The organism is Mesorhizobium sp. M0676 (genome assembly GCF_040320535.1).
GTDB lineage: Bacteria > Pseudomonadota > Alphaproteobacteria > Rhizobiales > Rhizobiaceae > Mesorhizobium.
This window is the reverse complement of record NZ_JAMYPU010000006.1, coordinates 83,847-106,043: the sequence shown is the minus strand read 5'-3', so window position 1 is coordinate 106,043 and position 22,197 is coordinate 83,847. Positions and strand designations below refer to the sequence as shown.

At 63.6% G+C, this 22,197-nt stretch carries 17 protein-coding genes; 10 read left to right on the top strand and 7 right to left on the bottom strand.

The genetic code is table 11. The features are described from left to right. Positions 1–8: 8 nt before the first annotated feature. The 3 genes from proC to NKI35_RS08540 form a co-directional block, all read right to left on the bottom strand. Complete coding sequence (gene proC / locus NKI35_RS08550) at positions 9–824, bottom strand: pyrroline-5-carboxylate reductase (protein WP_023669294.1); 816 nt, start codon at positions 822–824, stop codon at positions 9–11. Positions 825–912: 88 nt separating this feature from the next. Then, on the bottom strand, positions 913–2,232 hold the full coding sequence (locus tag NKI35_RS08545; RefSeq protein ID WP_352739517.1) for an O-antigen ligase family protein: 1,320 nt from the start codon (positions 2,230–2,232) through the stop codon (positions 913–915). Beyond that, a complete protein-coding gene (locus NKI35_RS08540) occupies positions 2,201–3,199 on the bottom strand; it encodes a glycosyltransferase family 2 protein (protein ID WP_352739515.1) in 999 nt (332 codons plus the stop codon). The genes NKI35_RS08545 and NKI35_RS08540 overlap by 32 nt, the downstream gene beginning before the upstream one ends. Before the next feature lie 172 nt (positions 3,200–3,371). Here NKI35_RS08540 and NKI35_RS08535 point away from each other — a divergent pair, with 172 nt between their 5' ends. From NKI35_RS08535 to NKI35_RS08525, 3 genes are read left to right on the top strand one after another with little or no spacing between them, the layout of a single operon-like run. After that, positions 3,372–4,544 carry a glycosyltransferase gene (locus NKI35_RS08535; protein WP_023818679.1) on the top strand — a complete coding sequence of 391 codons (1,173 nt, stop codon included), beginning with the start codon at positions 3,372–3,374 and terminating at the stop codon, positions 4,542–4,544. Further along, on the top strand, positions 4,541–5,335 hold the full coding sequence (locus NKI35_RS08530; RefSeq protein WP_023715617.1) for a WecB/TagA/CpsF family glycosyltransferase: 795 nt from the start codon (positions 4,541–4,543) through the stop codon (positions 5,333–5,335). The genes NKI35_RS08535 and NKI35_RS08530 overlap by 4 nt, the downstream gene beginning before the upstream one ends. Further along, positions 5,332–6,255 carry a DUF6492 family protein gene (locus NKI35_RS08525; RefSeq protein WP_352739513.1) on the top strand — a complete coding sequence of 308 codons (924 nt, stop codon included), beginning with the start codon at positions 5,332–5,334 and terminating at the stop codon, positions 6,253–6,255. The genes NKI35_RS08530 and NKI35_RS08525 overlap by 4 nt, the downstream gene beginning before the upstream one ends. Here the strand turns inward: NKI35_RS08525 and NKI35_RS08520 are convergent. Beyond that, complete coding sequence (locus NKI35_RS08520) at positions 6,252–7,547, bottom strand: lipopolysaccharide biosynthesis protein (protein WP_352739512.1); 1,296 nt, start codon at positions 7,545–7,547, stop codon at positions 6,252–6,254. The two genes, NKI35_RS08525 and NKI35_RS08520, sit on opposite strands and share 4 nt — an antisense overlap. Before the next feature lie 198 nt (positions 7,548–7,745). On the opposite strand from NKI35_RS08520, the gene NKI35_RS08515 reads away from it, so the two are divergent. From NKI35_RS08515 to NKI35_RS08500, 4 genes are all read left to right on the top strand, one after another. Then, positions 7,746–10,043, top strand: a complete 2,298-nt coding sequence (locus tag NKI35_RS08515; protein WP_352739509.1) for a GumC family protein — start codon at positions 7,746–7,748, stop codon at positions 10,041–10,043. Between the two features lie 355 nt (positions 10,044–10,398). Further along, complete coding sequence (gene folD / locus NKI35_RS08510; protein ID WP_023681888.1) at positions 10,399–11,298, top strand: bifunctional methylenetetrahydrofolate dehydrogenase/methenyltetrahydrofolate cyclohydrolase FolD; 900 nt, start codon at positions 10,399–10,401, stop codon at positions 11,296–11,298. 17 nt (positions 11,299–11,315) lie between these two features. Further along, positions 11,316–12,314 carry a GlxA family transcriptional regulator gene (locus NKI35_RS08505; RefSeq protein WP_032891834.1) on the top strand — a complete coding sequence of 333 codons (999 nt, stop codon included), beginning with the start codon at positions 11,316–11,318 and terminating at the stop codon, positions 12,312–12,314. 150 nt (positions 12,315–12,464) lie between these two features. Beyond that, the gene (locus NKI35_RS08500) at positions 12,465–14,123 is read left to right on the top strand and encodes a vWA domain-containing protein (protein WP_352739507.1); all 1,659 of its coding nucleotides are present in this window, start codon (positions 12,465–12,467) and stop codon (positions 14,121–14,123) included. 77 nt (positions 14,124–14,200) lie between these two features. Here NKI35_RS08500 and edd read toward each other — a convergent pair whose 3' ends face one another. From edd to zwf, 3 genes are all read right to left on the bottom strand, one after another. Next, positions 14,201–16,024 (bottom strand): phosphogluconate dehydratase, encoded by a 1,824-nt coding sequence (gene edd, locus NKI35_RS08495; protein ID WP_352739505.1) that lies wholly within the window; start codon positions 16,022–16,024, stop codon positions 14,201–14,203. 64 nt (positions 16,025–16,088) lie between these two features. Continuing rightward, positions 16,089–16,805 carry a 6-phosphogluconolactonase gene (gene pgl / locus NKI35_RS08490; protein ID WP_023669306.1) on the bottom strand — a complete coding sequence of 239 codons (717 nt, stop codon included), beginning with the start codon at positions 16,803–16,805 and terminating at the stop codon, positions 16,089–16,091. Continuing rightward, complete coding sequence (gene zwf / locus NKI35_RS08485) at positions 16,787–18,256, bottom strand: glucose-6-phosphate dehydrogenase (RefSeq protein WP_023681884.1); 1,470 nt, start codon at positions 18,254–18,256, stop codon at positions 16,787–16,789. The genes pgl and zwf overlap by 19 nt, the downstream gene beginning before the upstream one ends. A gap of 321 nt (positions 18,257–18,577) precedes the next feature. Here zwf and NKI35_RS08480 point away from each other — a divergent pair, with 321 nt between their 5' ends. The 3 genes from NKI35_RS08480 (at position 18,578) to NKI35_RS08470 (ending at position 22,182) form a co-directional block, all read left to right on the top strand. Further along, positions 18,578–19,324 carry an SDR family oxidoreductase gene (locus NKI35_RS08480; RefSeq protein WP_027049416.1) on the top strand — a complete coding sequence of 249 codons (747 nt, stop codon included), beginning with the start codon at positions 18,578–18,580 and terminating at the stop codon, positions 19,322–19,324. Between the two features lie 180 nt (positions 19,325–19,504). Then, a complete protein-coding gene (locus NKI35_RS08475; protein ID WP_023697308.1) occupies positions 19,505–20,800 on the top strand; it encodes a Mur ligase family protein in 1,296 nt (431 codons plus the stop codon). A gap of 86 nt (positions 20,801–20,886) precedes the next feature. After that, the gene (locus tag NKI35_RS08470; RefSeq protein ID WP_352739503.1) at positions 20,887–22,182 is read left to right on the top strand and encodes a Mur ligase family protein; all 1,296 of its coding nucleotides are present in this window, start codon (positions 20,887–20,889) and stop codon (positions 22,180–22,182) included. Positions 22,183–22,197: the final 15 nt, after the last annotated feature.

Genomic DNA, 22,197 nt, shown 5'->3' with positions numbered 1-22,197 from the left:
CGTCTCGGCTACTTCCCCAATTCCACCGACCGCAGCCGCGCGGCTTCCACCGCCTCGGTCAGCAGCTTCGTCAGCCGGTCTTCGCCCATCAGCACGGCAAGGGCGGCTGCCGTGGTTCCGTTGGGGCTGGTCACCTGCTGGCGCAGGACGCCGGGCTCCTCGCCGCTTTCGGCAGCGAGTGCAGCAGCGCCATAGACGGTCTGCATGGCCAGCAGCCTGGCGGTCTCGGTCGGCAGCCCGGCCTTCTCGGCTGCAACCGTAAGCGCCTCGATGAAATGGAAGATGTAGGCCGGACCGGACCCCGAAACCGCCGTCACCGCGTCCATCAGGCCTTCGTCGTCGATCGTCGTCACCACACCGCTGGCCGACAGCAGCTCGGCAACGAAACGCCTGATGTCGTCGGTCACCAGCGGGTTGGAATAGACCACCATCATGCCCTTGCCGATCGCGGCCGGCGTGTTGGGCATGCAGCGGATGACAGGCGCGAGATGGCCGAGTATGTGCTCGAAGGTGGCGACCGGCGTGCCCGCGGCGATGCTGACGAAGGTGGTCCTGCCGTCGCCGAAGCGCTTGTAGGCGGCGGTGACGTCGCGGATCACCTGCGGCTTGACGGCGATGACGACGAGGTCGGGCTCTGCGTCGGCGGGGATGCCGTTCGCGTCCGCGGCGACACTGCAACCGAGGTGCTCGGCGCGCTTGCGCAATTCGGCATTGGGCTCGACCACGAACACGGCTTGCGGGGCAAGCTTGCCGGATTTCAGCCAGCCCGCAAGCATGGCGTAACCCATATTGCCGCAACCGGCGAGAACAAGCCTGATCGTCATTGAGAGCCCTCCGAGACAAGGGTTCTCCTTAGACGCTAGCGGGCAGACGGGAAAGCCCCTCAAGGGGTGCTGGATCCAGGCCAGCCGGTCAAGGTCGCCGGCGTACCGCGATCGGCCGCAGCGACACTTGCCGCAAGCCAAGCACGCCGAGCACGAAGAACAGCCACACCGGGTCGCCGCGATGGAAGAAGAAGCTTTCCAGGAACGCGTTCAGCGCCGTGAACAGCACCACCATCATGAAGAAGTCACCGAGATAGATGTTCTCCTTGCGCGGCGGGATGCGCATGTAGTCGCGCAGCGGCGCGATCAGGAAAGTGTAGACGGCAACGCACAGCGCCGGGATGCCCATCAGCACCGCAATGTCGAGATAGCCGTCATGGCCATGCACGATGGTCCGGATGTCCCAGGCCCGGTCGAAAGGCTGGTCCTGGCTCAGCAGCAGCGGCGTGCCCCAGAAGCTTTCATAGCCGTAGCCGGTCCAGGGCTTCTTCGCCAGCATCTCGCCGGAGAACTCCCACAGCGTCGTGCGCCCGGTATAGGTGAGGTCGGGGAAATAGGTGGCCGCCAGCTCTTTCACCGGCGGGATGAAGACGATGCCTAAGGTACCGATGGCCGTCGCAATGATCGCCAGTGCAAACAGGATCGGCGTGCCGAACCGCATGCCGATCAGGCCCGGCAGCACGACGATCAGGATCGAGAACGGCACCAGGCCGGCCGTCGTCTTGGATCCGGTGTGCAGCATGAAGATCATCGCCGCGCCGAAGATCGCCACGCCCCAGAACTTCTGGCCGCGCCGGAAGAGATAGAGGCCGGCGAAGCTGAAGCAGGCCATGATTGGTCCGGCAATGTTCTTGTGGGCGAACACACCACGCCACAGGCCGGCATGTTCGGGCTCCTGCGAATCGGCCGTATGCAGGGCCTCATGCGGAAAGACGATGAGGCCGATATAGGACAGGCCGATAACGACGATCGCGCAGAATATGATGACTTTCGAAAAACTGTCGGCGTCGCGCGGCAGCACCAGGACCGTCGCTATCGTCAGAACGCCAAGCAGCGTGAAGAAGGCCGCGCGCATGGCCGAGGACGGGTCGGTCGCGTTGATGACCGAAAGCATGAAAAAGCCGAGCATCAGGATCCAGGACGGGCTGAGCAGCGAGCGCACCATCTTGGGGTCGGCGAACGTCAGCAGTGAGAAGGTCGAAATGGCGCCGAGCGAACTGAAGCCGAGCTGGTTGACGATGTCGCCGCCGTCGCCGGTCAGTTCCGCGCCTGCCGGCTGAAACGGCCGGAACGATACGATGATGACGGCAAACAACAGCGCGGCAATCGCCGTCGCCACGCCGTCGCGGGTGACGATGCCGCCCAGCAGCAGCTCGTCAGTTCTTCTCAGGCTGCCTGTATTGCTCATTGGCGTATCCGAATTCGGCAAGCACGCGGCCGAGCGAGACATAGACGGGGTAAAGCGCCGTCGACAGCGATCCTGTCCGCGCCAATTTGATTGCGCCGCGCACGGGCGAGGCTATCAGCAGCGCCAGGCTTTTTGCAAACACCTTGGCGCCGGCGAATGGCGTGCCGGCGCGCTTCTTCTTTTCGACCAGCGTCGAGATTACACCGTTGCGTAAGGATCGGGCGCGGATCCAGTCAGCCTCGACGCGCCGGGCCGGAACGCCTTCGCGCACCTTTGCCTCGGCGCACCAGCCAAGCACGAAACCTTTCCGCGCAGACCGGCTGAGAAAGTCGGAATCGCCGCCGCCCATGAAGTTGAACCGCAGGTCGAGGAAGGGCGGTCCCATGGTGGTCAGCACATTGCGCCCGACCAGGAGGTTGCCCGAGGAATAGAGTGCGGCCACGCGCCCGGTCTCGCGATAGGGGGGCGCAAAGACCGGATGCTCGGCCCATTTGGCGTGAGAAGGATCGCTAAACACCGGCACTTGTGGGCCACCGACAATGTCGGCGCCAAGCGTCTCCGCCGTCTTGCACATGCGCTCCAGCCAGTCCGCGTCGGCGATCTCGTCATCGTCGATGACCAGCAGGTGGCGGAAATCCGGAAAATGCAGGATCGCCGTCTGCCAGCCGGCATTGTAGGCACTGCAATTGCCCCGCTCGTGCGCGATGATGACCATGCCTTTCATATCGTCGCGTTCGAACAGCGGCACGGCCGCCTTGGCGCCCTCACGCGCCTCGGCCTCGTTTTCGATGACGATGACGGCGAAGCGCCGGCTGGTTTGCTGTGCCTTCAGCGACGCCAGCGTTTCGAGCAGCAGTTGCGGCCGCTTGAAGGTCGGCAGCGTGACGACGGCTTCCATCGTCTCTGCGGCGAGCCCCGGAGAGCGTCCCGCAATCGATACCGAACCGTCCGATGGCAAAGGGATCATCCGCTCCAGCCGCATGTTTTGAATCTGGCTTTCGATAACACCGCGACGATAACGTTTCGTTAATCACCTTTCGCAGCGGCGCCTGCCGGTCCGCGCCTTTCAGCCGTTGCGTTGCGTGATTTAATCAAGGGTTCACCCAGCTTTGCTAGTGGCTGACGCCTGGATAGGTGAGATGCATCTGCTGTTCGCCACATCGATCGTGCCCGACGGCGCTCTCGCTTCGGGCTATGAGATCGCCAATGCTGCGATCATCGCCGCCTTGCGGCGCGCCGGCGTGCGCGTCACCGTCATCGGCTTCATCTGGCCGGGCAAGGCGCCCAGCGACCCCGAAAACACCTTCGTGCTCGGCGCCGTCGACGTGCGCACGGAAAGCGCCTCGGCGCGGCAGAAGCTCGCCTGGCTTGGCAAGGCGGTGCTGTCAGGGCTCACCTTCGCTTCCGTGAAGCTGCGCGCGGTTTCCGACAGCGAAGTCCGTGCCGCGATCGAGCGCGCCGGTCCCTTCGACGGCTATGTCCTGAATTCGGTGCAGTTCGCCGGCGCCTTTGAAAAACTGTTCGCCGACCGTCCCTCGATTTTCGTCGCCCACAATGTCGAACATGGTTCGGCCAAAGAGAATGCGGCAGCAGCAAACAGTCGCTTCCAGCGCCTGCTGTTTGCCCGCGAGGCCAGGCTGCTCAAGACCATGGAGGAGCGGCTCTGCCGCCGGGCTCGCTTCGTCTTCACGCTGGCCGAGGAAGACCGCGCCGCACTCGGCGTTGCCAGCGACGACCGCTCGGCGGTGCTGCCGCTGGTGACCACTGCCACGGCCCCAAAGCCGGTCAAGCCGCGCCGCATCGATTGCGACGCGGCGCTGATCGGCACCTGGACCTGGCAGCCGAACCGCATCGGCCTCGACTGGTTCCTGGAAAAAGTCGTGCCGCATCTTCGCCGGAGTTTTCGCATCAGGGTCGCCGGCAACATGCCGTCGGATATCACCTCTGCCCATCCCGGTGTCGAATTTGTCGGCCGCGTGCCCGACGCCCAGGATTTCGTGCGCGGCGCCGCCGTCATCCCACTGATCAGCACCGCGGGCAGCGGCGTTCAGCTCAAGACCATCGAAACCTTCGAACTCGGCCTGCCGTCGGTCGCCACCAGCCGTTCGCTGCGCGGCATCGATCATCGCCCGGCAAATTGTTTCATCACCGACGATCCGGCCGCCTTCGCCGGCGCGCTGGAGGCAGCTGCGGCCGATGTCAGGGATGTCGATGGCAGCGCCTTCCATCGCCGGCAGATTAAGGCACTGGATGCCGCCATCAGGCTCGGCCTGGAAAAGCTTGGGCCGGTGGGGAAGGAGGTGTTTGCATGAACATGCACACCGCCCGCGCCGCCTTCGGGCTCGATACGCTGAAGACGATCCTTGGCATTTCGGTCCTTGCCATCGGCTGGGATGACGCGATCGCGCTGCTCACTCGTCTGATCGCCGAGCGGCGCTTCACCAAGGTCAGTTTTCTCAACGCTCACAACGCCAACATCGCCTCTACCGATCCGGTCTTTGCCGAGGCGCTCGACGATTTCCTCATCCTGCCTGACGGCGTTGGCGTCGATCTGGCGGCAAAGCTGCTCTACGGCGCGCCGTTCCCGGACAATCTCAACGGCACTGATCTCATTCCGGCCTTTCTGCAGGCATCGGCGAGGCCGCTGACCGTCGGGTTGCTTGGCGCCACCCGCGCCAACGCCGAGGCGGCGTCGGTCAGGCTAGCCGCTCTGGCGGTGCAGCACGAATTCGTCGTCATCCATGACGGCTATTTCTCCCCCGCCGAAGAGCAGGCGATCGTCGATCGCATCGAGGCATTGCGGCCCGACGTGCTGCTTGTGGCCATGGGCGTGCCGCGCCAGGAATTGTGGATCGCCCGTCATATCGATGCCCGCCACTGCACGCTGCCGATCGCCGTCGGCGCGCTGCTCGATTTTCTCTCCGGCACGGTGCCGCGGGCGCCTCTGTGGATGCGCCAGCTGAGGCTCGAATGGTTGTTCCGTCTGTGCATCGAGCCCGGCCGGCTGTGGCGCCGCTACGTCGTCGGCAATCCGGTGTTCCTGCTGCGTGTCGTCAGGCAGAAATTCTCGCGTCGGCCCGAGCCCGCCGGAGAGTTGCGGTGAACAGCCGCGTCGTGCCGAGCCCTGCAGCCGAGACCGGTGCCCTGCCGCAAACGCCGACGGCGGCGGTGGTGACCGCCAGCTATGCGCCGGATTTCGAACGCTGCCGCCTGTTGTGCGAGACCCTCGACCGCCATGTCTCCGGCTTGGCGCATCATTACATTCTGGTCGAGCACCGCGACGTGGCGCTGTTTCGCCAGTTGGAAAACGACCGCCGCAGCGTTGTCGACGAGCGCGACCTGCTGCCGCGCTGGCTGCGTGTGTTCGACGATCCGATGAGCCTCTTTCGCCGTCGCATCTGGCTCAGTTTCAAGACCCAGCCGCTGCGCGGCTGGCATGTGCAGCAGCTGCGCCGCATCGCCATCGCTGCGCATGCTGGAGAAGACGTGCTGGTCTTCTGCGATTCCGACGTCGCCTTCCTCAAGCCATTCGATCTGAGCGCCTTCTGGCGCGACGGCAAGGTGCGGCTGTTCCGGCGCGACGGCGTGCTGTCGAGCGACGGTCACGACGAGCATCGCATCTGGTCGCGCAATGCGGCCTCGGCGATTGGTATCGATGCATCCGAGGTTTCGAACCACGACTATATTTCGACGCTGATCGCCTGGCGCCGTCAGACCGTGACGGCGATGTGCGCCGAGATCGAGAAGGTGCACGCGCGCGGCTGGGTCGAGGTCATCGCTTCACTGCGCCGGTTCTCCGAATGCATGATCTATGGCCGCTATGTCGACGATGTGCTGGGGGGCGCCGGCCATTTCCACGGCTCGGAGGAATTCTGCCGCGTGCATTGGACCGGGGAGGCGCTGTCGGATGACGAATTCCGCAGCTTCGTCGCCGCTATGGCACCGGGGCAGGTGGCGATCGGCATGCAATCCTTCATCGGCACCGATATCGGCCGCATCCGCCGCCTGATCGGATTGGCTTAGATTGCCTTGGCGGGCTTGCGCAGCGCCGAATAGGTCAGCAGCGCCGAGGCGAGATAGAGCAGCAGGAAGACGACATTGAGCGATACGACAAGCCTGGGCGTGTCGGCAATCGTGGTCAGCACATAGGTCAACAGCACCGCCTTCAGCCCCGCCAGCAGGCCGAGGTTGAGCGCCCTGAGCGCGGTCTGGCCGCGCGCGAACAGCAGCTCGGCCTGGTATTCGACCAGGTTGCGCAGTCCCGGCACGCCGATTGCCAATGCCACCAAGGGCGCCGCCTCGGCGACATTCCGGCCAAGTGCATTGGGGAAGAAATGCAGCACGATGCCGAGTGCGGCCAGCGCCAATGTCGATACCAGGAACACGCCGGCTTCGATACCGCTCTTGACCCGCAGTCGCGACAACAGCTCCGGCGACCGCATCATCTTCTGCACCAACATCATCGAGAAGGTGCGGATCGGTATTGCCGTCAGGTCGACCAGCCGCATGATGATGGCATAGATACCGGCCAGATGCGGCCCGCCGATCGCCAGCACGAGCAGCTTGTCGAATTCCGACTGCAGGTAGAACAGCACTTCGGCTCCTGCAACATAGATCGAATCGGCAAGCCGCCTGAGATAGAGCTCGGTGCGCAGCCTCAGCCGCTGGCGTGGATAATAGAAGCCGAAGGCCAGCAGCAGCGAGGCGGCGTTGGCGCCGATGTAGAACAACGACCAGATCCAGACGCTGTGCTGGCCCGACAGCATGAACAGCACGGCGCCCAGCGCGCGGAACGCCGTGGCCACGATCGACAGCACGGCGGCGCGGCCGAATTTGCCGAGCCCGTTGTTGACGATCAGCACCACCTCGACCGGCCGCCACAAAAGCGCCTCTGCAAAGACGATTGCGGCAAAGACGGCCAGCGGAACGGTGCTGGCGAAGAAGATCAGGTAGACGCCCCACGAGGCGGCCGCCAGCAGCGGCAAGGACACGGCGCCAAGCAAAAGGAAGCCGGCGGTGAAGGTGCCGATCAGATTGGGGCGGATGGTGGCTGTGCGGTAAAGCGCCGAGATGAAGCCGAAGGCGAGGATGCGCGACAGCATGACGCCGGCCGCCGAGGCGGTGGCGAACATGCCGAACTCGGCAATCGACAGCGTGTTGGCAAGTGCGATGAAATAGGCAAGCGAGAACACCAGCCGCCCGCCGGCGCCGCTGATGGCTGAAAGATAGTCGCGAACCAGCCCCCGTCTTTCGGCAAGGAAGGTGCCGATGCGGGCGAGTGTCCGCCTTTGCGGTATGTCGCTGGCCTGCGTCATATCGAGGAAAGCCGTAAGCCGCAAAGCTTAACGTGCGGTTCTGACGCCATTTTACAGATCCCGGCAATGCGTGGCGAAGCGAGAAACTTTCACTTGCAGACTTCGGAAATTAACCTTTTGTTTCCCATGCCTGTTTAGCGTGACTTAACGATTGGCCGACCGCCGCTCCCGCGCCGTCGAAGGTAAAGTTTCGAGACAATGGTCGACAGGGAAAACCGTGAAGACTGGAGGCGCGAGCGCTCCCTCCTGGCGCTCGGCAAAGCTGTGCGCGGCGATGAGGCGGCGGATGCGTCGGCGGTCTCGATCGGTGACCGGGTGGATCCGTCATGGCGCGAGGATGCCGCCACGCGTCACCGCATAGCCCGATCGCAACGCGAGGCGCGGTCGAATCCGGCGCCAACGTCACCGCCCGAGCCGCCGCAGTTCCAGGCCGACGGCGAACCCGTTTCGGCCGCCAGCGCGCGTGAGGAGCCTGTTTCCGGCCGGCGTCAGGAGCCTCGCTCCCGCGCGGCCTATGAGCCCCGCTCTTTCCACGAGCAGCAACCGGACCGCGACGACGATGACGGGCAGGAATGGAAACCGCTGATCGATCCGCTCCAGGTCGTCCGCGGCATTAGTCGTTCCAAGTTGCTGATCGTCTCGACGACGATATTGGGGACGGTGCTCGGCGTCGCCGTCGCCGTTTCGACACCGAAGAAATACGAAGCCACCACACAGATGGTCATCGAGCCAGGCGACCTGAAGCTTTCCGACAACGATCTCACCCAACCGGTCGGGCAGCCCGATGCGGCGCTGGCTGTTGTCGAAACCCGCATCAAGATGGTGACATCCGGCAAGGTCCTCGACAAGGTCGTGGCCGATCTCAATCTCGTCGACGATCCGGAATTCAACGGACAGGGCTCTGGCGGCCTTGGCGTCCTGTCGCTCATTCGCTCGATACTGTCGCGCCAGGATGGCCCTGGCGGCGGCGGTGAAGTGCGCCGCCAGGCGCTGGCGGTCGGCAATCTGGCCAAGAGCCTGTCGGTTGAGCGCAGCGGCAAGAGCTTTGTCGTTTCCATCAGCGCCACCACTCAAAGCGCCGACAAATCGGCGGAGATAGCCAATAGGACCAGGGACGTTTTCCAGCAGGAGGCGGCCCAATACCAGTTCGGGATGGCCGGGCGCGCGACGGACCAGCTGACGGCCAAGCTCGATGACCTGCGCAAGAATGTCGAGACAGCGGAGCGCAAGGTCGAGGATTTCAGGGCCACGCATGATCTCGTCGACGCGCAGGGCCATCTGATCAGCGACGACCAGATGCTGAAGCTCAACGAGCAGCTCTCAGTCACCCGGGCCCGTACGCTGGAACTCAATGCCCGGGCCGCGTCGGCGCGTTCGCTGGACGTCAATTCGGTCATCAACGGCACCTTGCCGGAAGAAATCAATTCCAACACGATGAGCGAACTGCGCGCGCAATATGCAGCTTTGAAGCAGGAGGCCGACCGCGCCGCCGTGCGTCTGGGACCGCGTCATCCCGAATACCAGGCGCTCAACGCCCAGCTCGGCGGCTCGCGCGAGCGCATCGCAGGCGAACTGCGCCGCATCGCCTCGTCGCTGCAGGTCGACTTGAAGCGCTCGGTCCAGCTTGAGCAGGATCTCGCTTCCCGCCTGGCTCAGGCAAAGGTCCAGAGCGGCGACGTCAACAGCGATCTGGTCAGCCTGCGCGAACTGGAGCGTGATGCCACGGCCAAACGCTCCGTCTACGAACAGTACCTTCTGCGCGCCAAGGAGACCGGCGAACAGCAAAACATCAACACCACCAACATCAATCTGATGACCCCCGCGCAACCGCCGCTCGAACCCAACGGACCGTCGCGGGCTGTAATAGCGATGGCCGGCCTGCTGCTCGGGCTTGCTTCGGGCATCGGTGTCGGCGCGATGCGCGGCGCCTTTGCCAGCCTGCGCGGCGCTGCCAATTCGCGTTCGCGCGGCAGAATGGACGAGCGCCGCCCTCCGGTCGAGGACAAGGTCTATCGCGCGCCGCTGCCTGTGGCGCCGCCACCGGCAGCACCTCCGGTGTTGCCGACCGCGGCCGTTCCCGCCCGGAGCCCAGGTCTGTTCGACGGACTGTTCTCGGCGATGCGCAAAGCCGCGCCGGGTAGCGGGACGTCAGGCGAACCCGTCGAGACCTACCGCGCCCAACCAGCCGCCGAATATACAAGGCCGGTGCAGGAGCCTGTGGGCTATCGCCAGCCGGACTTCCGGAACGAGGTTCCGCACGCCAATTCCCCTGCGCAGCAGCCTGGCTACGCGCAGCCTCGTCAGCCGGCTGACTATGCCTATTCGCAGGCTCAGCCGATGCCCGCGGCGTCCGGGCCGTGGTCTTCTCTGCAGCCCGCTGGGGCGGCGCCGGAAGACCAGCAGGCGCAAATCGACGATATCCGCGCCAGCCTGCGCGAATTTCGCGAAGCGGTGCGCGAACTCACCGAAAGCCGTTCGCACCGCCGCTATTTCTGAGCAATTCCAGGAAAAGTGTGAAACGGTTTTTCCGGGAAAAGCGCGTAGCGCGCTTTCCCTTGGGAATTGCGTCAAAACAAGAAATAGAGCGGTTCAGCCTTTCCGTGAAAGGATGAGTCGCTCTGAGCCCGTCAGCACAGAATAAAAGCTGCCGGTTTCGAGTTTACGGCATGTGACGGCGCTTTGACGGGATTGCTTAGGCCAAATTTCGTGACAATGCCGCGCAGCATGGCGCCCAAAAAGCGCTGCCGTCGGGCTTTACCCGAATGGGCGGAACGTTTGGAACAACGACATGCACGAAGCGACGTTCAAGGCGCGCGCCGCGCCTTGGCTGGAATGATGTCGAGGATGGTTCATGGCCGAAGTGATTGACGGAAAGATCGTCGCCGCAGACGTGGTTCAGAAGGTCAAGGCCTTGACCGAGGACCTGGTCGCCAAGGGAAAGGCCCAGCCCGGCTTAGCGGTGGTCATCGTCGGCGAGGATCCGGCAAGCCAGGTCTATGTCGCGTCGAAGTCGCGCACCGCCAAGGAATGCGGCTTTCATTCGCTGCAGCACACGCTGCCGGCCGACACGTCCGAAGCGGCACTGCTGAAGATCATCGGCGAACTCAACGCCGATCCGGCCATCAACGGCATTCTGGTGCAGCTGCCGCTTCCCGCCCATATCGATGCCGGCAAGATCATCCAGGCCATCGCACCGCAAAAGGATGTCGACGGCTTTCATTTCATCAATGTCGGCAAGCTCGGCACCGGCGAACTCGAAACAGCCTTCGTGCCCTGCACGCCGGCCGGCTCCATGCTTTTGATCGAACGCGTGCGCGGCAAGGATCTTTCCGGCCTCAACGCGGTCGTCGTCGGCCGCTCCAACATCGTCGGCAAGCCGATGGCAAATCTGTTGCTTGCCGCCAACTGCACCGTCACCATCGCCCACAGCCGCACCAAGGATCTGCCGGCACTGGCCCGCACAGCCGACATTCTGATTGCCGCCGTCGGCCGGCCCGAAATGATCAAGGGCGACTGGGTCAAGCCCGGCGCCACCGTGATCGATGTCGGGATCAACCGCATTGCCGCACCCGAGAAGGGTGAAGGCAAAACCCGCCTCGTCGGCGATGTAGCCTATGCCGAAGCGGCCAAGGCCGCCGGCGCCATCACCCCCGTGCCCGGCGGTGTCGGACCGATGACCATTGCCATGCTGATGGCCAATACGTTAGCCTCAGCCTACCTTGCGGCCGGCTTGAAGCGGCCTTCCTTCTGACCCAGAAAGCAGCTTCTTTGCCGAACCTTACTGTACCCTCTGAACGGCCGGTCGTGGATGATCCCGTTCAAGGGGGCCGGCAATTCGCGTTCCTGCTGGTCGACAAGTTTTCGATGTTTTCGCTGGCAGCGGCGATCGATACCTTCCGCTCGGCCAACCGCCTGCTCGGCCGCGATTTCTATGGCTGGACGACGGTCTCGGCCGACGGCGATCCCGTCATGGCCTCCAACGGCCTGCCGCTCAAGATCGACTATGCCGTCGCCGATTTGCCGCCCGTCGATATCCTGTTCGTGTCGGTGGGCCTGTCGGTCGAGTTCCCCGGCAAGAGCAAGGTGCTGGCGGCGCTGCGCAGCTGGGGCCGGCGCGGCAATGCGCTCGGCGCGTTGTCGGTCGGCTCTTACCTCCTGGCCGAAGCCGGCCAGCTCGAAGGCTATCGCTGCACCATTCATTGGGAAAACCGGGCCGGCTTCGTCGAGCGCTTTCCCGACATCAACTGCACCGGCAACGTCTTCGAGATCGACCGCAAGCGCTACACCTGCGCCGGTGGCACGACCTCGATCGACCTGATGCTGGAGATCGTGCGTGGCGACTTCGGCTCGAACCTCGCCAACGGCGTTGCCAACCAGTTCCAGCATGAGCGCATCCGCTCCGCCGGCGACCGCCAGCGCGTCGGGCCGGAGCGCGACCTGACCGGCAAGTCGGAGAAGCTAAGGCGCATCGTCGAACTGATGGCCGACCATCTCGACGAGCCGCTATCAGCCGTGCAGCTTGCCAAATCGGCGGGCCTGTCGGTGCGCCAGGTCGAGCGCTTGTTCCTGCGCCATTTGAGCGTCACGCCCGGTCGTTACTACATGCGGCTCAGGCTTGAGCGGGCGCGCGAACTGCTGCGCCAGACCAACATGCCGATCCTCGACGTGGCCATTGCCACCGGCTTTACCTCGCACTCCTATTTCGCGCAGAGCTATCGGCTGCAGTTCGGCCGTCCGCCTTCCGAAGAGCGCCGCACCACGTACTGACGCGGTGCTGAGCCGGCCTCGGAACAGGCCTCGGCCGGCGCCGATCCTGTTACACGGCAACCGTTCGTGACCCGCTCCGGGGCTTGTGCCCGGACGCGGCGTCAAATAGCTTGCCGCCCCATATAAGAGGGCGGCCTCAAGGAGATTTCGATGGCGGGACTTTTGCGGAGCGTAGCTGCGGCGCTGCTCCTTTTGTCGATGACTTCGCTCGGCTTTGCCGCCAACAAGGTTATCATCATTCTTGACGCTTCAGGCTCGATGTGGGCCCAGATCGACGGCAAGCCGAAGCTCGAGATCGCGCGCGAATCGCTGAGGACCGTACTGCAGTCGGTCCCGGGCGACGACGAGATCGGCTTAATGGCCTATGGCCACCGCGAAAAGGGCAGCTGCGACGACATCGAGCTGATCGTGCCGCCGCAAGCCGGCTCGGCTAGCGCCATTTCGGCCGCTGCCGACAGCCTGAAATTCCTCGGCAAGACGCCGCTGACCGCAGCCGTCAAGCAGGCGGCCGAAGCTCTGAAATACACCGAGGACAAGGCGACCGTGGTTCTCATCACCGATGGGCTTGAAACCTGCGAAGGTGACCCGTGCGCGCTGGGCAAGGAACTGGAGGCCTCAGGCGTCGATTTCACCGTCGACGTCGTCGGCTTCGGCCTGACCGCTGACGAGGGCAAGCAGATCGCCTGCCTTGCCGACAACACCGGCGGCAAATATATCCAGGCCTCGGACGAGAAGGCGCTGCAGGAAGCACTGGTCGAAACCGTCGCCGCGCCGGCTCCGGCGCCGGCACCCGAACCCGCTCCGGCGCCTGCCCCTGAACCGGCAAAGCCCGAATTCAATTTCATCCCGAGCGTGGTCATGGCGGAAGGCGGCGATCCGATCACCGACGGCAATGCCTGGGAGGTCTACAAGGCCAAGGCCGATGGCACGCGCGGCGAGGCCGTCACCACCCAGTACAACAACTACGAGGCCAATCTCGAGCCGGGCGACTATGTCGTCGTCGCGCGCGCCGACGAAGCTCAGGCGGAACAGAAGGTCAAGATCGAGGCGGGCCAGGTCTACAAGCCGCTCTTCACCTTGAACGCCGGCACCATGCTCATCCATCCGAAGCCAAGCCAGGGCGCCGAGATCAGTGACGAAGCCCATGTCGACTTCGCCTTCCCGGGCGGCAGCACCACCCACTATGGCGACACCAGGATCATCGTGCCGGCTGGTGAGCAGAAGGTGACGGTTGCGATCGGCAGCGGCTCGGTGACCGAGAACAACCAGCTCGCCGCCGGGCAGACTGTGGAAAAAGACATAGTCGTCGGCGTCGGCCATGCCGCCGTCAACGCCTACTACACTGCAGGTGGCGACAAGGCCGACTCCTCGGGCATCAGCGTCCAGATCGTCAAGGCCAAGAAAAAGATCGACGGCTCGCGTGACGATGTCGCCCACTCCTATGGGCCCGACAGCAAATTCTGGCTGCCGCCGGACGATTATGTCGCGGTCACCTCGCTTGAGCTCGCAACCGTCGAGCAGCCTTTCAGCGTCAAGGTTGGCGACGTCAAGGACGTCAAGGTGACGCTCGATGCCGGCGTGCTGGTGATGTCGGCGCCGGGCGCCTATTCGATCGAGGTGCTGTCGTCGAAGAAGGATATCCAGGGCAACCGCAAGGCGCTCGGCCTGAACTATGGCGACACCTGGCAGCAGACTATCCCGGCCGGCGACTATGTCGTCCTCCGCCACATGTCCGATCAAGGCCATGACAAGGAAATGCCGGTGACGGTCAAGGCCGGCGAACGGAGCGAGATTACGGTTCAGCCGTAATCGCCATCCATCCCTCACCAAAGGGCGGCCTCAAACCGAGCTCGAGCCGCCTTTTTTACAAAATAGGCAATGATGCCTCAGGCCGTGCCGAAAGCACTGGCGCCGTGGTCGGCGCGGCCGACCAGCTGGCGGAAACCGGCGAACAGCTCGCGGCCGAAACCGAACTCGTTGCCGATGAGATCGATGTCGGCCGTGCGGCGCAGCGCGAGCTCGGGCCCCGGCACCAGCACTTCCAGCGTGCCGGCATCGGCGTCGAGCCGGATGATGTCGCCGTCATGGATCCTGGCGATCGGCCCTTCCTCGACCGCTTCCGGCGTTACATGGATCGCCGCCGGCACCTTGCCGGAAGCGCCAGACATGCGCCCGTCCGTGACCAGCGCGACGCGCTGGCCACGATCCTGCAGGATGCCGAGCACGGTGGTCAGCTTGTGCAGTTCCGGCATGCCGTTTGCCTTCGGGCCCTGGAAGCGGATGACGGCGATGAAGTCGCCGGTCAGCGTGCCGGCCTTGAAGGCTTCGTTCAGTCCCTGCTGGCTGTCGAACACCTTGGCCGGCGCCTCGATGACGCGGCGTTCCGGCTTCACGGCGGACGTCTTGATGACGGCGTGGCCGAGATTGCCGGCGAGCACTTTCAGGCCGCCGGTCGGCTGGAAGGCCTTCTTGAACGGCGCCAGCACCTTCTCGTCGCCGCTCTGCAGCGGCGAGGCTTCACGCACGACGCCGCCATCTTCGCCGAGCCGGGCCTCGACCGCATAGGGCCTCAGGCCTTCGCCCCATACCGTCTGCACATCCTCATGCAGGATGCCTTCGTCGAGCAATTCGCGGATCAGGAAGCCGAGCCCGCCGGCGGCATGGAAATGGTTCACGTCGGCAAGCCCGTTCGGATAGACGCGCGCGAGAAGCGGCACCGCTTCCGACAGGTCGGAAATGTCCTGCCAGGTAAGCGTGATGCCGGCCGCCGCGGCCATGGCGATGAGATGGATGGTGTGGTTGGTAGAGCCGCCGGTGGCGTGCAGGCCGACGACGCCATTGACGAAAGAGCGCTCGTCGATCATGCGGCCTACCGGCGTGTAGGCGTTGCCGAGCGCGGTGATCTCCAGGGCTCGCCTGGTCGCCTCGCGCGTCAGCGCGTCGCGCAGCGGCGTGCCTGGATTGACGAAGGACGCGCCGGGCGTATGCAGGCCCATGATCTCCATCAGCATCTGGTTGGAATTGGCGGTGCCATAGAAGGTGCAGGTGCCCGGCCCGTGATAGGATTTGGACTCCGCTTCGAGCAGTTCTGCGCGTCCGGCCTTGCCCTCGGCATAGAGCTGGCGAACCTTGGCCTTCTCGTCATTGGGCAGGCCCGTCGTCATCGGCCCGGCCGGCACGAACACCGCCGGCAGATGGCCGAAGGTGAGAGCCGCGATCACAAGCCCCGGTACGATCTTGTCGCAGACGCCGAGATAGACGGCGGCGTCGAACATGTTGTGCGACAGGCCGATCGCCGCGGACATGGCGATCACGTCGCGCGAAAACAGCGAGAGCTCCATGCCGGGCTGTCCCTGGGTCACGCCATCGCACATGGCGGGCACGCCGCCGGCCACTTGCGCGATGCCGCCAACTTCCTTCGCGGCTTCCTTGATCAGCGCCGGAAACGTCTCGAACGGCTGATGCGCCGACAGCATGTCATTGTAGGAGGTGATGATGCCGAGGTTCGGCACCTTGTCGGCGCCGAGCGCCAGCTTTTCAGACGGGCTGCAGACGGCAAAGCCATGCGCGAGGTTGCCGCAAGACAGGACGCCCCGGTTGGCGGTGCGGCTGGACGCCTCGGCGATGCGGCCGAGATAGCGCTCGCGGCCGGCTTTCGAGCGTTGGCGGATGCGTTCCGTGATGGCTTCGATGTCGCGTCTGGCTGTCATGGTCGGTCCTTTCGAGCCCCGGAAGAACGTCCTCCACCGTCTGCCGGGACTACTTTGCGTGAAATCAGGGTGCCCAGAACACCTCTACCGGGGTGGGTGCCGCTTCCAGCACTTTGCGGATGGGCTTTTTCGCACCCGGTCCCATCGCACCGTCGAAGGCGGTGCGCTTGTCCTCGCCTTCTATATGCAGCGCGATGAAGCCGGCGTCGACGATCCGCGCCAGCGGCAGCGTCAACCGGGGTTCGCCGGCGCTTGCCGCGTGAACCGGCAGCACGATCCTTGATGAGGCCGGGTCGAGCAAATCGCCGAGATTCTCGGCGTCGGGAAAGAACGAGGCGGTGTGGCCGTCGCCGCCCATGCCGAGCACGACGACATCGAGGGGCCAGGGCAGAGCCTTCAGCGCCGCATCGTCGGCCGCCGCGGCGGTCTCGATGCTTGCCGCCTCATGGTAGAGCGGCACGAAGTGCGCGGCAGCCGCCTTGTTCTGCAGCAGGTTGGCCGCGACCAGCCCCGCATTCGAGCGCGGCGAGGAGGCCGGCACGAACCGTTCGTCGACCAGCGTCACCGTCACCTTGTTCCAGGCGATCGGAATGGCCGAAAGTGCTGCAAAGAACTTTGCCGGCGTGGTGCCGCCGGAAACGGCAAGCAGGGCCGTGCCGCGCTCGTCGATGGCCTTGGTCAGGCGCGCCGCGACATTGCCGGCAAGGGCTGCCGCCAGATCCTGGCGCCCGGCAAAGCCGTTCCAGTTATAGACGGGCTCGCTCAATTGCTTTCGTGCCATGTCCGCCCGTCGCGTTCGATCAGCGCAATCGAGGCCGAGGGACCCCATGTGCCGGCCGTATAGCCTTGCGCCTCCTGCCTGGCGCTTTCCCAGGCGTTCTGGATCGGGTCGATCCACTTCCATGCCGCCTCGACTTCGTCGCGGCGCATGAACAGCGTCTGGTTGCCGCGGATAACATCCATGATCAGCCGTTCATAGGCGTCCGGCGCGCGACCGTCGAAAGATGTTGCAAAGCTCATGTCGAGCGGAATCTGGCGCAGCCGCATGCCGCCCGGGCCTGGATCCTTGATCATGATGAACTGCTTGACGCCTTCGTCGGGCTGCAGCCGGATCACCAGTTGGTTGGCTGAGATCGGCCCGGCGCTGTCGCCGAAGATCGAATGCGGGATCGGCTTGAACTCGATGACGATTTCCGAAACGCGGGTCGCCAGCCTTTTGCCGGTCCGGAGATAGAACGGCACGCCGGCCCAGCGCCAATTGCCGATCTCGGCCTTGATGGCGACGAAGGTCTCGGTGGAGCTGTCTTTGCCGAGTTCCTCGACATAGCCTTTCACCGCGCCGCCTGCAGAGGCGCCGGCGCGGTACTGCCCGCGCACGGTGTGCTTGGGTGCCTCATTGCCGTTGATGCGCTTCAGCGCCCGCAGCACCTTCAGCTTCTCGTCGCGCACGGCATCGGCATCCATCGACGATGGCGCCTCCATGGCAACCAGGCAGAGCAACTGCAGCATGTGGTTCTGCACCATGTCGCGCAGCGCGCCGGCCTTGTCGTAGTAGGTGACGCGGTCTTCAAGACCGACGGTCTCGGCCACCGTGATCTGCACATGGTCGATATGGGCAGAATTCCAAAGCGGCTCATAGAGCGCGTTGGCAAAGCGCAGCGCCATCAGGTTCTGCACCGTCTCCTTTCCGAGATAGTGGTCGATGCGGAAGATCTGGCTTTCGTGGAAGTCGTCTCCAACCACGTCGTTGAGCTTGCGCGCCGAATCGAGGTCGCGGCCGATCGGCTTCTCCAGCACGATGCGTGAATTCGGCGTGATGAGATTGTGGGCTTTCAGCTGGTGCGAGATGTCGCCGAACAGCGCCGGCGCAACCGCCAGATAGAAAGCGCGAATGCGGTCGCTTTCGCCGATCGCCTTTTTCAGCTTGTCGAAGCCGGCACCCGTCGTCGCGTCGGCCGACACGTAGGACAGCCGGGCAAGGAATGTCTTGAGTTCCTCGGCGTCGATGTCGGCCGGCTTCACATGCTGGGAGATCGCCTGCTTGGCGAAAGCCTGGAATTCCTCGTCGCTCATTTTCGAGCGCGAGGTGCCGATGATGCGGGTCGGCTCGGAAAACTGGTGGTCGCGCTGGCGGTGGTAGAGCGAGGGAAGCAGCTTGCGTTCCGACAGGTCGCCGGTGCCGCCGAAAATGATGAAGTCGAAAGGATCGACGGGAATGATCTGGCTGGTCATGGTCTGTCCGCTTTGACGCCGCTCGCTGTGACGCGGCAGGATATAATCTAATCGATTTAAACTATCCAGTGCCATGGTGTCACATCGAGGCCAAATCACTGCATATTGATTCGCTCCAAATGTGCCTTGACACTGGCTGCCACCCGGAGGCTTTTCGTCAAGCGATGGTCCCGGGGCTTTCGCGCCTGCAACATAAAGCGGGAATGTGACGAAAGCTAATGCGTGTCGCCCAGAAGTGCGAAGCGGTTCTGGGAGACAGACACGCATCAAACAAAAAGGAAAATGCGCTTGCGAGGTGGGTCTTCAATGAGCGGAAAAAGCATGCGTCTGGAAAACAAGGTCGCCGTCATCACGGGTGCTGCGTCAGGTTTCGGCGAAGGCATGGCCAGGCGCTTTGCCGAAGAGGGCGCCAAGGTCGTCGTCGCCGACCTCAACGCCAAGGGCGCGGAGCGCGTTGCAGCAGAGATCGGCCAGGCCGCGATCTGGACCCAGACCGACGTTTCGCAGCGTTCCGAATTCGACGAGATGGTCTATGCCGCAAAAAGCGCCTTCGGCCGCATCGATATCATGGTCAACAATGCCGGCTACACCCATCGCAATGGCGACATGCTCGACGTCGACGAGGCGACCTTCGACCTGATCACTTCAGTCAACATGAAGGCGATCTATCACGCCGCACTTGCCGTGGTGCCGATCATGGAGCGGCAGGGCGGCGGCGTCATCCTGACCACGGCTTCGACCGCCGGTCTGCGGCCGCGGCCGGGGCTCACCTGGTACAATGCCTCAAAGGGCTGGGCGATCACCGCGACCAAGTCGATGGCGGTCGAACTCGCGCCCAAGAACATCCGCGTGAACTGCCTTTGCCCGGTCGCCGGCGAGACCGGCATGCTGGAGAAATTCATGGGCACTGACACGCCGGAGATCCGCGAGAAATTCCGTGCCTCGATACCGCTCGGCCGTCTGTCGACGCCGCTCGATATCGCCAACGCTGCGCTTTGGCTTGCGTCGGACGAAGCCGCCTTCATCACCGGTGTGGCGCTGGAGGTCGACGGCGGCCGCTGCATTTGAGCAATTCGGGAAGTACCTCGCTGTTCGCAATGCATGGCAGACAGAGCAACGTCGGCAAAAGTTCGCATCGGCGCGCCGGCCGGCCGAGGAACGAACAGTTCACGTCGTCACGCCGGACCCCAGTTTGACTTCTCGATCACCCGAAAGGCATAACGGGATCGTGGATAGTGTTGGCGGGTGATGAAGATCAGGCAGCAGAAAAGTCGCTATGATCTGGGATGGCGGCTGCGGCTTTACCTGGCCACGCGTGCGCGGGCGCGAAGCAAGGCAATTTTCATCGGCATTACCGGAAGCTCCGGCAAGACCACGGCGGGAAGCCTGCTTGGACACATCCTGGCCGGTCATGGTTCGGTCCATACACAGGTTCTGGCCAACACGATGAAACTGTTGGTCTCGACGCTATCCAGGCGAATGGGAAAGGGCGGCAAAACCGACTACGTCGTCTTCGAGGCTGCTGCATTCGGCCCGGATACAATGAAGCCCATGGCCGAATTGCTTCGCCCCAACGTGGCTGTTGTCACAATGGTCCGGCTGGAGCATCGCGCCAGTTTCAAGACTGTCGAAAACGTCGCACGAGAAAAAAGCGCCCTGGTCGCGGCGCTGGAGCCGGGCGGCTTCGCGATGCTCAATGCCGATGACCCACTTGTGATGGGCATGGCCTCGGCGAGCGATTGCCGTTCCGTCACATTCGGCACATCGGAGCAGGCGGATTATCGCGTCAGCGATATCGAGGCCTCCTATCCCAAGCCGTTGCGGTTCTCGCTCCACTGGCGCGGCGGTGTGCTCGATATCGAGACGTCGTTCCCCGGCGAGCATTTCTGGCTGCCGACTTCAGCGGCGGTGGCAACCGCTCTTGAGCTGGGCGTGCCTGCGCAGATGGTCAAGCACAGGATCGCGACGTTCCAGCCTCTGGAAAATCGCGGCCAGGTGCTCGTCCCCGCGGGTGGCCCCCACTTCATCGTGGATGCCGCAAAGGCGCCCTGGCATTCGCTGAGCCTTGCCTTCGACATGGTAGCCGGATCGACATTCGGGCGAAAACGTATCGTTCTTGGCCAGCTATCGGATTTTTCCGGCTCGAATAACAGATATGCCCAAGCCTACAGCAGCGCGCGCGAGATTGCAGACCAGGTGATTTATGCCGGCGATCATGCCCATCGCTCCAAGGCGAACCAGGCAGATCGCGACAGCGGCCGCTTCATCGAATTGCGCACGGCCAGGGAAGTGTCGGACTACATCGCCCAAACCGCGCAGCCTGACGAGTTGATCCTGCTCAAGAGCTCGTCCAATCTGCACCTCGAGCGTGTCGCTCTTGCCTGGACCCACGACGTCCAGTGCTGGGTTTCGGTATGCGGCAAAACCGAGGGATGCGAGCAATGCGGCCTCTATGAAGTGCCGTTTGAGCAGCACCGTGAGTTTGTGGCGCAGAGAAAATCGAAGCGCCGCAAGCACAGACTGCTGCGGCTCCTCGGTCGCTAGAACTCTTTGGCTCAAGCACGCCAGCGCCCGTTTGACTCTGGAACTTGGCACGACGCATATTAGGCTGGGCTAAAAGCTGGCGGGGTGTGAAACTGGAATCGCTGAAAATTCGCAAGGACTTGGGCTGGGCGCTGCGACGGCTGCAGGCGCGCTGGGTGCGGGCGCGTAACAAGGCGACGTTCATCGGCATTACCGGCAGCTCCGGTAAATCCACATCCACCAGCCTGCTTGCACACATACTGGGCGCCCAAGGCAAGGTGCATCTACAGGCCCAGGCCAATACAATGCCTGCGCTCATCCGAACGCTTTACAAGCGCCTGAGGAAGGCCGGCAAAGTCGATTACGTCGTTTTCGAAGCCGGCGCTTCCGACTTCGGCACGATCAGCGCCATGGCGCAGATGCTGAAGCCGAGTGTGGCGGTGGTTACGATGATCCGTCTGGAGCATTTCGGCAAGTTCAGGACTCTGGAAGCTGTGGCGGGAGAGAAGCGGGCGCTGGTCGAGGCACTCCAACCCGATGGACTTGCGGTTCTCAATTGCGATGACCCACTGGTGATCGGCATGGCGTCTGGCGCGAAATGCCGGATTGCGACCTTCGGCCAGTCCGGCGAGGCAGACTACCGCGTGAGTGACGTGCATGCCGCGTATCCGGAATTGCTGCGGTTCACCCTTCATTGGCGCGGTGGCAGCCTGAATATTCAAGCGCCTTTTCCCGGCGAGCAATTCTGGCTGCCGACTGCAGCGGCCATGGCCGCCGCCTTGGAACTTGGCGTCCCGCCAGAGCAAGTCGTAGCAAGAACGGCATCGTTTGCACCACTGCCCAACCGCTCTACGGTGCAAGAGGTATCCGCGGGTCCGAAATTCCTGGTCGATACGGCCAAAGCGCCCTGGCATTCGCTCAACATTGCTCTGGAGATGATTGCAAAGGCCAAGGCCGCTCGCAAGCGCATTGTGCTTGGGCAGATATCCGACTACGCCGGCTCGTCGAGGAAATACGGCAGTGCGTACAAGATCGCTCGCGAAATCGCCGATGAGGTCATCTACACGGGCGGCAATGCGCATCGCTCGCGCGCCAGCCAGGCCGACCGCGACAGCGGCCGGTTCATTGAGCTTCGCAGTCCCAAGGAAGTTTCGGATCACATCAAACAGACGGCAGTCCCAGGAGAACTGATTCTGCTGAAAAGTTCGTCCAACCTTCATCTGGAAAGGATCGCGCTCGCCTGGACGCACGATGTGAAATGCTGGACCCCGCTATGCGGCAGGTCAGAAAGCTGCCAAATGTGCGGCCTCTATGAGGTGCCGTTCGAGGAACACCGGGATTTCCTGGCGAAGCGCAAACTTGCTCGCAGGAGACACCGTTTCAGGTGGTTGCTCGGCGGCTGACCAGATCTGGCGGCT

Bases quoted from the DNA above. Each gene is read 5' to 3' on its own strand.
- proC (WP_023669294.1), bottom strand. From the start codon at position 824: ATGACGATCAGGCTTGTTCTCGCCGGTTGCGGCAATATGGGTTACGCC.
- NKI35_RS08545 (WP_352739517.1), bottom strand. From the start codon at position 2,232: ATGAGCAATACAGGCAGCCTGAGAAGAACTGACGAGCTGCTGCTGGGC.
- NKI35_RS08540 (WP_352739515.1), bottom strand. From the start codon at position 3,199: ATGATCCCTTTGCCATCGGACGGTTCGGTATCGATTGCGGGACGCTCT.
- NKI35_RS08535 (WP_023818679.1), top strand. From the start codon at position 3,372: ATGCATCTGCTGTTCGCCACATCGATCGTGCCCGACGGCGCTCTCGCT.
- NKI35_RS08530 (WP_023715617.1), top strand. From the start codon at position 4,541: ATGAACATGCACACCGCCCGCGCCGCCTTCGGGCTCGATACGCTGAAG.
- NKI35_RS08520 (WP_352739512.1), bottom strand. From the start codon at position 7,547: ATGACGCAGGCCAGCGACATACCGCAAAGGCGGACACTCGCCCGCATC.
- NKI35_RS08515 (WP_352739509.1), top strand. From the start codon at position 7,746: ATGGTCGACAGGGAAAACCGTGAAGACTGGAGGCGCGAGCGCTCCCTC.
- folD (WP_023681888.1), top strand. From the start codon at position 10,399: ATGGCCGAAGTGATTGACGGAAAGATCGTCGCCGCAGACGTGGTTCAG.
- NKI35_RS08500 (WP_352739507.1), top strand. From the start codon at position 12,465: ATGGCGGGACTTTTGCGGAGCGTAGCTGCGGCGCTGCTCCTTTTGTCG.
- edd (WP_352739505.1), bottom strand. From the start codon at position 16,024: ATGACAGCCAGACGCGACATCGAAGCCATCACGGAACGCATCCGCCAA.
- pgl (WP_023669306.1), bottom strand. From the start codon at position 16,805: ATGGCACGAAAGCAATTGAGCGAGCCCGTCTATAACTGGAACGGCTTT.
- zwf (WP_023681884.1), bottom strand. From the start codon at position 18,256: ATGACCAGCCAGATCATTCCCGTCGATCCTTTCGACTTCATCATTTTC.
- NKI35_RS08480 (WP_027049416.1), top strand. From the start codon at position 18,578: ATGCGTCTGGAAAACAAGGTCGCCGTCATCACGGGTGCTGCGTCAGGT.
- NKI35_RS08475 (WP_023697308.1), top strand. From the start codon at position 19,505: ATGAAGATCAGGCAGCAGAAAAGTCGCTATGATCTGGGATGGCGGCTG.